The 12,603-nt window shown below is 34.9% G+C and carries 8 protein-coding genes; 6 read left to right on the top strand and 2 right to left on the bottom strand.

Features of this window, described 5'->3' with window-relative positions:
* Positions 1-57: 57 nt before the first annotated feature.
* Complete coding sequence (locus FC091_RS13875; protein ID WP_138434858.1) at positions 58-1,212, bottom strand: 5-(carboxyamino)imidazole ribonucleotide synthase; 1,155 nt, start codon at positions 1,210-1,212, stop codon at positions 58-60.
* 152 nt (positions 1,213-1,364) lie between these two features.
* On the opposite strand from FC091_RS13875, the gene FC091_RS13870 reads away from it, so the two are divergent.
* From FC091_RS13870 to FC091_RS13845, 6 genes are all read left to right on the top strand, one after another.
* Positions 1,365-2,477 (top strand): adenylate kinase, encoded by a 1,113-nt coding sequence (locus tag FC091_RS13870; protein WP_138434857.1) that lies wholly within the window; start codon positions 1,365-1,367, stop codon positions 2,475-2,477.
* Between the two features lie 48 nt (positions 2,478-2,525).
* Positions 2,526-2,888, top strand: coding sequence for a four helix bundle protein (locus FC091_RS13865; protein ID WP_076620271.1), 363 nt, complete (start codon positions 2,526-2,528; stop codon positions 2,886-2,888).
* 23 nt (positions 2,889-2,911) lie between these two features.
* Positions 2,912-3,910 (top strand): GTPase ObgE, encoded by a 999-nt coding sequence (gene obgE, locus FC091_RS13860; protein WP_138434856.1) that lies wholly within the window; start codon positions 2,912-2,914, stop codon positions 3,908-3,910.
* Positions 3,911-3,917: 7 nt separating this feature from the next.
* Complete coding sequence (locus FC091_RS13855; RefSeq protein ID WP_138434855.1) at positions 3,918-4,631, top strand: ion transporter; 714 nt, start codon at positions 3,918-3,920, stop codon at positions 4,629-4,631.
* Positions 4,632-4,700: 69 nt separating this feature from the next.
* The gene (locus tag FC091_RS13850; protein ID WP_138434854.1) at positions 4,701-5,222 is read left to right on the top strand and encodes a DUF4136 domain-containing protein; all 522 of its coding nucleotides are present in this window, start codon (positions 4,701-4,703) and stop codon (positions 5,220-5,222) included.
* A gap of 155 nt (positions 5,223-5,377) precedes the next feature.
* Positions 5,378-6,106, top strand: coding sequence for an SDR family oxidoreductase (locus FC091_RS13845; RefSeq protein WP_138434853.1), 729 nt, complete (start codon positions 5,378-5,380; stop codon positions 6,104-6,106).
* A gap of 308 nt (positions 6,107-6,414) precedes the next feature.
* Here the strand turns inward: FC091_RS13845 and FC091_RS13840 are convergent, their stop codons facing one another.
* Complete coding sequence (locus FC091_RS13840) at positions 6,415-12,552, bottom strand: alpha-2-macroglobulin family protein (protein ID WP_138434852.1); 6,138 nt, start codon at positions 12,550-12,552, stop codon at positions 6,415-6,417.
* Between the last annotated feature and the right edge of the window lie 51 nt (positions 12,553-12,603).

The raw sequence follows: 12,603 nt of genomic DNA, 5'->3' as shown, positions 1-12,603 counted from the left end.
TTAGATAGAAAATAAATTTTTTAGAATGACCTCTCGACTGCGCTCGAGGTGACATTTTTATTCACTTATTACTTCTATAGTTTGTTTTACATTTTCGGCAATTGCTCTAGCCTTATTGATGTCTTTATTTACAATGGTTACATGCCCCATTTTACGGAACGGACGAGTTTGCTTTTTACCATAAATGTGTGGTGTTACACCATCCATTGCCATAATGTCTTCAATGTTTTTGTAAAGTACGTTTCCTGTGTGGTCTTCAGCACCAACCAAATTCACCATAACACCAGCTACTTTACTTTCGGTGTTACCGAGTGGTAATCCTAAAATACATCTTAAGTGCTGCTCAAATTGATCTGTATAACTTGCTTCTATGCTGTAATGACCAGAATTGTGTGGTCTCGGTGCTACTTCGTTTACAATAATATCATCATTTTCAGTTTGAAACATTTCTACAGCCAAAAGTCCTACATGTTCAAAAGCGGCTGCAGTTTTTAAGGCCACAAGTTCTGCCTTTTTAGCAATATTATCAGGAATTCTTGCCGGACAAATTACATACTCAACTTGATTGGCCTCAGGATGAAACTCCATTTCAACCACAGGATATGTTTTTAAATGGCCTTTGCTATTTCTTGCAACAATGACTGCCAGTTCGTTTTTAAACGGGATTAAGTCTTCTGCAATGCATTCAACATTTGGTAAATCTGCCAAGTCTGTGTAACGTCTAACAACTTTTACACCTTGACCATCGTATCCAAATCGTGCGCTTTTCCAAACAAACGGATACTCTAATCCACCATTATCTACTGCTTCATCAATTTGAGATGTATGTGCAAATCTCGAAAAATCAGCCGTTGGGATATCGTGGTCGCGATAAAATAGTTTTTGAGTTGCTTTATTTTGAATGGTGCGTAAGGTCTTTGCAGAAGGATAAACTTTTACGCCTTCCTTTTCAAGTGTTTCAAGCGCTTCAACGTTTACGTTTTCAATTTCAATAGTAAGGATATCAACTTGTTTTCCAAAGTTAACAACCGTTTTGTAATCTAATAAATCGCCTACCGAAAATTCATCACAAGCTAATCTTGCAGGTGCATCTTTGCTAGGGTCTAAGACGCAAGTGTGTATGTCGTATTTTCGCGTATGATACAACATCATTTTGCCTAATTGTCCACCACCAAGAATGCCGAGTTTAAAGTTTGAAGAAAAGTAGTTCATGTTTACTTCCCAAGTAAAAGGGAAATTTTTAAAGATTCAACATTAATTCAATGCAAAAATAAGCTAATTATAGCAGATACTGTTAAATTCGTAATTCAAAAAATCGGCAAACGGCAATCAATTCATTATCTTTGCATTTCTAAAATAATGCCATGGTTGTTAAGCTTCACGATTTATATTTCAAACCTTTTGTTAATGCAAATGAACTTGATGGTGTAGTACAGCGAATGGTCAATGAAATCGCTGCAGATATAGGAGATGAAATCCCTGTGTTTGTTGGGATTATGAATGGGTCGTTTATGTTTGTGAGTGACTTCGTAAAAAAATATCCAAACCCTTGTGAAGTTACGTTTATAAAATTGGCTTCTTACGAAGGAGTTAAATCTACCGAAGACATTCAGAGACTGATTGGGTTAACACAAGATTTAACAGGTAGAACGGTTGTTATTTTAGAAGATATTATAGACTCAGGTAATACGCTTGAAGAGGTGCATCGCATTTTTAAGAACGAAAATGTTAAGCAGCTTCTTATTGCGACATTGTTTTACAAGCCTGAAGCTTATAACAAAGATTTTAAACTTCATTATATAGGTAAAGAAATTCCGAATAAATTCATCGTGGGTTATGGATTAGATTACGATGGTTTAGGAAGAGATTTACCAGATGTATACCAATTAAAAACAACACAACACATGACAAACATCGTGCTATTTGGCCCTCCAGGAGCAGGCAAAGGAACACAAGCAAACTTCTTAAAAGAAAAATACGATCTCGTACATATCTCAACTGGAGATGTATTTAGGTACAACATTAAAAACGAAACTGCCTTAGGTATGTTGGCAAAGTCTTACATGGACAAGGGTGAGCTAGTGCCAGATCAAGTAACAATTGACATGTTGAATAAAGAGGTTGAAAAAAATGCCGATGCTAACGGTTTTATTTTTGATGGTTTTCCGAGAACAAATGCACAAGCCAAAGCACTAGATGAATTAATGGATAGTAAAGATTCTCAAATTAATGCAATGGTAGCCTTAGAAGTTGATGATGAGGTGTTGGTGGAGCGTTTACTAAAACGTGGTGAAACTAGTGGAAGAGCTGACGATGCAGACGAAAGTATCATAAGAAACCGTATAAAAGAATACTACGACAAAACAGCGATATTAAAAGATTACTATTCTGCACAAGACAAATATTACGGTGTTGATGGTGTAGGTAGCATTGAAGATATCACAGAGCGTTTGAGTGCTGTGATTGATAAATTATAGAAGTTTATTCGTTTAACTGTTTATTGGTTTAATTGAAACAAGTTCAACATGTATCAACATTCATTTGAGAAATTAACTGTTTGGCAAGACTCAATTGATTTGGTTGAATTGATTTACAAAACAGTTAGCTCATTTCCTAAAGAAGAGAAGTTTGGATTAATTAGCCAAATGAAAAGATCAGCAGTGTCTATCTCTTCAAATTTAGCAGAAGGAACATCAAGAATAACAAAGAAAGATAAAGCACATTTTTCTACTATGGCATTTAGTTCTACAATGGAACTTCTATGTCAAACTGAAATTTGTAAACGTTTAGCCTTTATAGATGAAGTTCAATATGATAATCTTAGAAGTAATATTTTGAAAATTTCTAATAAGATTAATTCATTGAGAAAATATCAAATAAACGCTTAAACAAATAAACCATTCAACTTTAGATGACAGAAGGAAATTTTGTAGACTACGTAAAAATGCACGTTTCTTCCGGTAATGGAGGTAAAGGTTCTGCGCATTTACATCGCGAAAAATACATAGCCAAAGGTGGACCTGATGGTGGTGATGGTGGTCGTGGAGGTCACGTGATTATTAGAGGAAATGAAAACCTATGGACGCTTTTGCATCTTAAGTTTAAGCGACACATTAGAGCAGGTCATGGTGAGCATGGTAGTTCTGGCAGAAGTACAGGAGCTGATGGAGAAGATGCTATTATTGAAGTGCCTTTAGGAACTGTTGTTCGAGATACAGAAACAAATAATATCCTCTTTGAAATCACTGAAGCTGGTGAAGAAAAAATCGTTGCTGAAGGCGGTAAAGGTGGTCGTGGTAACTGGCATTTTAAGAGTTCTACAAATCAGACTCCGCGTTATGCGCAACCTGGTATTCCTCTGGAAGAAAGAGATATTACTTTAGAGTTAAAAGTATTAGCAGATGTTGGTTTGGTTGGTTTTCCTAATACAGGGAAATCAACGTTGCTGTCTGTGTTAACGTCTGCAAAACCAAAAATTGCAGATTACGAGTTTACAACGCTCAAGCCTAATTTGGGTATTGTGAAATATCGCGATTTTCAGTCGTTTGTAATGGCAGATATTCCTGGTATTATTGAAGGAGCAGCCGAAGGAAAAGGACTTGGCTATTACTTTCTAAGACATATAGAGCGTAATTCAATCTTATTATTTTTAATTCCTGCAGACGCAAAAGATATTGTTGAGCAGTACGAAATTTTAGTAGATGAGTTAAGACGCTACAATCCAGAAATGTTAGATAAAGAGCGTTTTGTTTGTATCTCTAAATCTGATATGCTCGATGACGAATTAAAATCTGAAATGTCTACCATTTTAGACAAGGATTTAGAATGTGAGTATATGTTTATTTCATCTGTAGCGCAGCAAGGACTTACTGAACTGAAAGACAAACTTTGGAAAATGCTGAATTCATAAAGCGTTTATGAAGGATACTATTAAAAACATTGTAGAATATAACGACAATATGCTCAGTAAGAGTTTTGCGTTGTTTATTCAGTTTTTAATTGTCTTATCTGTCATTACATTTTCAGTAGAAACACTTCCAAATTTAAAACCGCAAACCCAAGTAATTCTCAATTCTATTGAGGTATTTTGTGTGGTAGTCTTTACATTAGAATATTTAGCTAGAATCTATGTTGCAGACAACAAGCCAAAATTCATTTTTAGCTTTTTTGGGCTCATAGATTTGTTCGCTATTCTACCTTTTTACTTGTCTTTTGGTTTAGATCTTCGTTCTCTCAGAGTGTTGAGGATGTTTAGACTTTTTAGGCTTTTAAAGTTGGTAAGGTACAACAGAGCAATGCGACATTTTGCCAAAGCTATGCTATTGGCAAAAGAGCAAATAATTCTCTTTATGGGAGTTACTTTAGTACTTATTTATTTTGCAGCAATAGGCATTTACTATTTTGAAAACGAAGCGCAACCAGAGCATTTTTCTTCAATTTTCGATAGCCTTTGGTGGTCTATCGTTACTTTAACAACTGTAGGTTATGGAGATGTGTATCCTATTACAGTTGGTGGCAGAATTTTCACCTTTTTTATACTTTTAATAGGTTTAGGTATTGTAGCCATACCAACCGGAATTATTTCTTCTTCACTCACTAAAGTTGTTGAGCCAGATTCTGAGGAAGAATAGTTAAAATTTTCCTACTATAACTTCAAGCTTGATATAGAAGGTATTTTTTAAGTATCTTTAAAATAAAAAATGAAGACTATAAAATACCTATTCTTATTGCTCTTAGTGTCGTCATGTGGTACTGTGGTGAACTATGATTACGAGAAATCTACAGACTTTACAAAGTACAAAACGTATGACTATTTCAGTGACATGCAAACAGGATTAAGTCAGTTAGATACTAAACGTATGATGCGTGCTATAGATGCAAAATTGGCAACAATGGGTATGTCGCGCTCAGAAAATCCAGATTTTTATATCGATATACAAAGTGAAGATGTAATGAATAGAAATAACTCTACTGTTGGCGTTGGTGCAGGTGGTGGAGGCGGAGGCGGTTTTGGTGGTGTCTCTGTAGGAATTCCTATTGGTGGCAACCAAAATACACGACAGATCATTATCGATTTTGTAGATAAAAAACAAAACGAGCGCTTATTCTGGCAAGCTGTTAGTGAAAGCAGTTACAGAGAAAATGCTTCACCAGAAAAACGTCAAGCCTATTTTGATTCTTTGGTTGAAAAAGTTTTTGCTAAGTATCCTCCTAAAAAATAATATTACTCATTATCGTCTCAGAATGTATTGGTCGCTGAGCGAAGTCGAAGTGATTCAAAGTATTGTCAGAACTTTATCATTTTCCTAACATTATAAACTTCATCATGGTCATTCGGTTTTGTAATTTTGATTGAATTCAAAAAACAAATAAAACGATGAGCATATTAGAAGGTAAAGTAGCACTGATAACAGGTGGAACTAAAGGTATTGGTTATGGTATTGCCGAGGCATTACTTAACCAAGGATTCAAAGTTGCTATAACAGGAAGAGATCAAGAATCTACGGAAGCAGTGGCGAAAGAACTAGCATCTAAAACCAATTCAGAAAACCATGTAATCGGACTTGAAGCCGATGTAAGACAATTAGAAAGTCAGGAAAAAGCAGTAAAAGCAACGCTTGATGCTTTTGGTCAGTTAGATCTTGTTGTTGCTAATGCAGGTTTAGGACACTTCGGAAGTATCGAAGATTTAACGGTAGAGCAATGGAACGCAGTTATAGATACCAACTTAACAGGTGTTTTCAATTCTATAAAAGCAAGTGTTGATGCTTTAAAAGAAAGCAAAGGCTATTACATCACAATTTCAAGTTTAGCAGGAACCAATTTCTTCGCAGGAGGTTCTGCATACAATGCTAGTAAGTTTGGTGTTACAGGATTTACACAAGCTGTAATGTTAGACTTGCGCAAATACGGTATCAAAGTCAGTACGATAATGCCAGGTTCAGTGTCTACACATTTTAATGGTAACGAACCAAGTGAAGCTGGTGCTTGGAAAATTCAAATTGAAGATATAGGCGAATTGGTTGTAGATTTATTAAAAATGAATCCAAGAACCTTGCCAAGTAAGATTGAAGTAAGACCAACGACTCCTCCTAGTAGTAAGTAAATGTTAATGTCATTGCGAGCGAAGCGTGGCAATCTCTTCAAATAAAAAGTTTGCATAGTCTTTCGTCCTCGCAATGACATTTTTATTTTTCTTAATTTGTCATTCTGAATTTATTTCAGAATCTCATTAGATAGATTTCATATTGTTTTAGAATCTGAATCAAGTTCAGATTGACAAAACAGAAATTTCCAGACAGTTTTTAGCTTTTTCCTTTGCATCTTAGCAAGAATAAGAATTTAGTCATAAACAAAAGTTCTCGATACAATTTTTCATACTTCAAAATCACTCGAACTGACGATTTCTTGAGTTTAATTGTTTTCCACACTCACTCTCACTCCTTCACTATGACTACTAAACTCAGGTGCATACATTGACTGAATTGTGCTAATACCATTACTCATATCTCCAGCATTGTTGACACGTAAATCATATTCAAACACGTAGATACCTTTTGGTAAATAATCTATAAAGAAATTTGTCGCTGCATCTTTAGTGCTTTCGTAATAGCCTAAGCCATCTTGCCATTTAAATTGCGATAATACGTTGATAGGTTCAAAACCTGCAGCACGCATATCTTTTAAATGCACAAATTCCATATCTCTGTCGGAACGTAATTCAATACGAACGCGAACCAAATCACCAACGTTTAGTTTAGTGTTTTTAGTTATTTCTGAAATTTCTTCACCTTTATCAGTATTCGATTTTAAGAAGAGTTTTTTACTCAACTTTAAAGGTGTTTCTGCAGATGTAATTTTATCTAAATCTTCAAAATATTGCCAGTAAAGTGCTCCCCAAGCAATGCCATCTCCTTTTTTTGAAATAGTAACATTGGCTTGTTCTGCTTTAATTTCTTCACCTGTCCAAGAAGTTTTATAGTAGCCTGTACCTGCTTCAACTTTTACATTATCTAATGTTGAAGGGTTTATAGTTTCGTTTCCAACTTTTACATCAACCATTTCAGTAACCTCTAACCAAGAACTGCCTTGAAGCAATAATGCATATACAGCTTCTGTAGTTGCTTTTGTGGTTTCCCATTTGTTGGTTTGTTTGTTTTTGAGCAACCAGATTTTTAGGTTGTCAATGTCTTCAATATTCTTTGTTTCACTTTGAATCACAGTTCCAACTTCAGAAAATGCTTCAATTAAAAGTGCTTGGGTTTCAATTGGTGCTTGGTGCCAGTACCAAGAATTGGTATTGGATTTCCAGTACATACCTAATTCGTCTGAGGTAATGCTGTTTTCTTTTAGTGATTTTAAAATCTTTCCTGCTGTAGCATCATCATTCATTCTGTGAAGCGTTAAAGTCATTAAACCTTTGGCATATAACGAACGTTTTAACCAATATTTCTGCATCTGAGATTTGTAGTAATCCATTATGCTTTCCACTTCTTTTGAAGCTTTTACTTCATGGTAAAAACTACGTACATACATATAATGCAGTTGTGTGTAAGACAAATGATCTTTGCTTAAATCTGCATCCTTATTATATTTTTTGATGTCTTTATATTCTTTTACGAATTCTGTATCTAGATATTGAATGGCGTTTTGAATCATTCTGTTTTCAGAAGAGCCTTCGACTGCGTTCAGGCTGACACCCAATTTGTTCAGATGCCCAAACCCAGAAATAATGTGTTGCGTTATAAAACGATTAGCATAGCCACCATTGAACCAAGGCCAAGCACCAGATGGTAGTTGGTTTTGTTTTAGTTTATTTAAAGCTGAACTTAGTTCGTTATTCATTTTATTAAGATCGAATAGCAAACCAATACGCTTTTTCTGATCCGTTTCAGATTGTGCATCTCGTAACCAAGGTGTTTCCTGAATTAAAAGCGATTTTAATTCTTGATTTTTCTCAAGGTTAGAAAGTAATGCATCTGAGGATTTCCATTGATTGAAAACCGCCTCAATCTTAGGATTAGAGGTCACAATATGTTGTGCTAAAGCATTCGCATAATATCTTGAAAACGTCTGTTCGTTGCAATCGTATGGGTATTCCATTAAATATGGTAAAGCCTGTACAGCATACCACGCAGGATTAGACGTCATTTCTAAAGTCAACTTATGATGACTAAGCGTATTATTTGGGTCGCTGAGCGAAGTCGAAGCGAGTTTGTCTAACGTAAACGTCTTCGTATCATTAGATTTCACCCACATTGGTAGTGTTTCGGTTACCAACATTCTGTTGGATAAGACAGGTAAAGCGTTTTGTTCACCATCGCTAAAATCTCCCGCTTTGGCTATGATTTGGTATTGTACAGCTTGCAAACCTTCTGGAATGTTTAGTTTCCAAGACACTTGGGTGTTGTCTTTTCCATCAACAGAAAAAGAAGCCCCTTCTAACTTCCCCAAAGGGGAAGAACTGAACAAGTTTGCGGATATATCTTCACCAGTAATCGGATCGGTTAATATGAGTTGGGCTACACCTGATAGTTGTTTTTCCGTAAGATTAGCAATTTTAGTACTGATAGTAATTTGATCACTTTCTCGTAAAAAACGTGGTGCATTTGGTATCACCATCAACTCTTTTTGAGTCACAGCCTCTAGTTGCTTTACCGAACTTTCTAAAGTTTTGGTATGTGCTAATAATTGAAGTTTCCATTTGGTTAATGCCTCTGGTGCTTTAAAGTTAAAACTTACATTACCTTCTTCATCAGTTTGTAATTGTGGAAAGAAAAAAGCTGTTTCGTTGAGGGTTTTTCGGATTTGGATGTTGTCTAAGTTTAATTCTTTGTTACTTGCCAATGAATCTTCTTCAATTGTGAGATCATCATTTGGGTTAAGAAAACCTCCTTCAATTTTTGTGTCATTATCACCTCTAACAACTCCACTTAATTTTGCTTGAGGTGATGACATATAATCAATGCCTGAATCAGTTTCTTCAACTTCATATACAACATTACCAGCAACTTCTCGTGTTCTAATTATTTTATATTCATTTAAACTAAAATAAAATCCATACCAATTTAACTGGTCATAAATTCTGTAATCATAATTTTGAAGATATGCAAAACGGTTAAACAATCTAAAGTTAATTGTACCAAAACTGCTTCTGCCATTTTTGCTTATTTTTCCGTAGTAAGATGGTTTGTTAATAGGGTTGAAGTGCCAGTTGTGCCCTCTAAATTCATCTAAAGACGCATCGTACATGCTTGCTAAAAGTTCAGCAGAAACTTTATCGCCTTTTGAGCCTTTTATTTTAAAACTCCAGGTTTCATCTTGTCCTGGTTGTAACTTGTCTCTAAAGGTTGTGGTTTCAATCTCTAAATCTGTTTTAGGATAAGGAACATTTATACTAAAGCTTTGAGAAATATAATTGTTGTAAGCGGCAAAACTGATGTGGACTTCAAAACCGCCTAAGTCGCTTTCTAATACAGGAATGCTAATGGTTTGTTTAGAGTTGTTTAATGTTACTAGTTGCATAGAGATAATTTTATTGTCTTTTTCAACCTCTACAGTTACAGTGATGTCTTTTGCTGCTGAGCCAATGGTGAGTTTTGCAACGTCACCAGCTTTGTAGCTGTCTTTATCTAGAGAGGCTTCAAAAAGTTGATGGTCTGCAACGGTTTTATCTTTATCATTAAATAGTTTTGTGAATGCTTCAGCTTTTACGTCTTCTCCAAATTTATCCTTGCTTTCTGCAATAATAATGTACTGACCAGAGTTCCATTTTTTTAGTTTTTTTAATGTGATGGTTTTTTCTTTTTCAGTATCGAAATTTGTTGAGAACACTTCCTCACCTTTGTCCCAATTAGTTGGTAAATGCTCGTCGTTGTATGGATCGTGAGGAAATAGACGTTTAAATTCTTCTTTAGAAATCACTTGAAAATCTGGTGCATTCCAAGGTCTGGCTCTCAGAACATAATCAGGAGCTTGGAGTTTATAAATTTTTAAGGTTCCTTTTGCTGGCACTTCTTGACCATTCAAATTTTTTGAGTTGAGGGAGATTTCAACCTCTTTTTTTGATTTATCTACCTGCTCTGGAGCAGAAATCTCCAAAGTCATGGCATGATAGCCAATATTTATAACCGTTGCTGTAGAGCGTGTTTCTCCATTAAGATCTGTAATATCAGCAGTAACTTCATAATTAAAAATAGGAAGGTTGTCTTTAGAGGCACTTTTATCTGGTAAAGCTTTAAATGTAATTTCAAATTCGCCTTTGTCGTTTGTTGTGCCTTCTCCAAAAGTGATTTCTTGTGCTTCAGAACTGTAATAACCTGGTCGTCTCCAATACCACCAAGTTGGATATTGTACTTGGCGTTTTACACGATACACAACCTTAGCATCAGTAATATTGCTACCAGCAAAAGCAACAGCTTTTCCTTTTACGGTAATACTGTCGTTAACTTTAAACGTTTCAGTAATAGGTTGAAACTCTGGTTTAAACTTTGGGCGTTTATATTCTTCAACAGAGAAGTACGTGTAGCCTTTTCTGCCACCACAAACCATTTCAATTGTAAAGCTTCCTGTCAGTCCATTGTTAGGTAAAATAAATTCGCCAGCAACAGAACCAAATTCGTTAGTTTCAAGTTCTAGTTCGCTTACAACTTCACCATTAACATTTTTTAATTTTACAGTCGCTTTTTCGTTGGCATACACTTCGGTTTTGTCATCTTTGGTAGCTGTAACAATGCCTTTAAAATAGGCTATTTGCCCAGGTCTGTAGATGCTACGATCTGTAAATAAAAAGACGTTGTATTGAGTATCTGTATTTTTGCGAGGTTTATAATCTCTACTGATATAGTAATCTCCAAAAAAGGCAACTTCGTCTTTATAATCCGCTCTAATTTCTAGCTGTCTGTAATAGTTACGGTCTTTTTTAAATTTAAATTTTCCGAAACGGTCTGTTGATCGCATTTTATTAAAATGCTGATTTTTATTGTTTTTATAAGACATACTAATAACAGCATCCTCAATAGGATTGCCGTTATTTCGGTTAATGAGTTGATAAGTAACAACGTCATTTTCGTTGCGCTCTAAAAGCGCTAAATCTGTAATCTGAATGTGTGTAACGGCAAACACATTGTCCTTATTGGTGTCTGCTTTGACGAGGTAAAATCCGTTGGCCAATTTTGGAATTACAATTTCTGTAGTGTGTGATTGAAAATCTTCTACAGATTTTAAAGTACTTGTGAACGTATGAGCAGGTTTTAGTTTGCTGAAAAATTCAAGCCTTTGCTCAGTATTGTTTTTCTTGTTGAAAGTTTCAAGTTGGTTAATATCAACTTTGTAAATATTAAAATCTAGCTCAGCGAGGTTTTTATAATTCACTAAAATTCTTGATGGAGTATTTACAGAAATAAATTCTTCAGCTTGAAGTCCTAAAGATGGTTGAAGAATTTGCTGTTTAAGAATTTCACATTTTTTAGCACCATCGCTATCTGGAAATGCAGATATTACATCGTTACATAGTTCTAAAGCTTCTTTTAGTTTCCATCTGTTTTTTTTGTTCGCTTCAGTGTTTAATATCTCTGAATCATATTCAAAACCTTGTTGTTGATAAAGGCTTGCTATTTCGTAATTGTAGAGTGCAGATAATGGTGAGTTCTTTAAGGCTTCTGCGTTGGTTGCTAAAGTCTTCATTAGTTCATCTTTTTTATTATCAAAAGTGGCATGTTGTAAAACAAAGTTTAGTCGCTCAATATCTACATTTACAAAGGCTTTACTTTGTTTATCATTACGATGAAATTTTAAAAGATTCTGATAAACCTTAAGTGCATTTAGCTCTAGGCTTGTGGAATCTTTTGAGTTCAATTTTAAATTGATAAAAACCTCACTATCATCTAAAAAGGAAGGATTATCAATCTTAAATTGATACGCAGGTTTGGTAATGCTATTTTCACTGGTTTTATAAAACTCAAGCGCGTTATGACTCAATAAATCAAACAACGTAGGTCTGTAGATTTTAGAATTTTTGGCTTCATTCAAAAGCACACTGTAATTTTCTAAAGACTCTTGTTGGAGCAATAAACCATTCTCTAAAGAACGTTGATAATACACATGAATTTCATTGAACAAGGTTTCTAAATCCCAAGTTCTAAAGTCATCGCTAACTTTGTCTTCGGTTTTAGATCTATTGTAAAACTTATATCTATTTTGTTGAAAGTACTGCCAATACATCGTTGCCAACATGTTTTCTAATAAGCGTTGTGTTGGAATATCTTTAGCGCTTTCAATTTCAGATTTAAATAGGTTGACGATGTTGAGCTGAGCATCCTCTTGAAGAATCAACATGTATTTGCCCTTGTGCAATAATGCTTTTATCTGTTGCTGTTTGTTTTTAGCAGATTTTGCACTTTGGTATATTGTGTCAACAAGTTCTGCGGCACTTTTGGTTAGACCTTCATTTTCTAGTTGCATAACCTTTCTCCACTGGTCATCAAAGTTATTTTGGGCTTGAGAAAAAGAAGCAAAACAAATAAGCATTAGTATTGATATATAGTTTTTCATGAGTATTTTATTTTTCTACAAAGTAGCTTCAAAAGGCATTCCAAAAAAAGC

It is taken from the genome of Winogradskyella algicola (genome assembly GCF_005869935.1).
In the GTDB taxonomy this organism is placed as follows: domain Bacteria; phylum Bacteroidota; class Bacteroidia; order Flavobacteriales; family Flavobacteriaceae; genus Winogradskyella; species Winogradskyella algicola.
The sequence above is the reverse complement of the archived record's forward strand: the minus strand, read 5'-3'. Positions and strand labels throughout refer to the sequence as shown.

What these genes read in the sequence shown, in the direction of transcription:
- FC091_RS13875 (WP_138434858.1), bottom strand. Translation starts at nt 1,212, where the DNA reads ATGAACTACTTTTCTTCAAACTTTAAACTCGGCATTCTTGGTGGTGGA.
- FC091_RS13850 (WP_138434854.1), top strand. Translation starts at nt 4,701, where the DNA reads ATGAAGACTATAAAATACCTATTCTTATTGCTCTTAGTGTCGTCATGT.
- FC091_RS13840 (WP_138434852.1), bottom strand. Translation starts at nt 12,552, where the DNA reads ATGAAAAACTATATATCAATACTAATGCTTATTTGTTTTGCTTCTTTT.
- FC091_RS13855 (WP_138434855.1), top strand. Translation starts at nt 3,918, where the DNA reads ATGAAGGATACTATTAAAAACATTGTAGAATATAACGACAATATGCTC.
- FC091_RS13865 (WP_076620271.1), top strand. Translation starts at nt 2,526, where the DNA reads ATGTATCAACATTCATTTGAGAAATTAACTGTTTGGCAAGACTCAATT.
- FC091_RS13845 (WP_138434853.1), top strand. Translation starts at nt 5,378, where the DNA reads ATGAGCATATTAGAAGGTAAAGTAGCACTGATAACAGGTGGAACTAAA.
- obgE (WP_138434856.1), top strand. Translation starts at nt 2,912, where the DNA reads ATGACAGAAGGAAATTTTGTAGACTACGTAAAAATGCACGTTTCTTCC.
- FC091_RS13870 (WP_138434857.1), top strand. Translation starts at nt 1,365, where the DNA reads ATGGTTGTTAAGCTTCACGATTTATATTTCAAACCTTTTGTTAATGCA.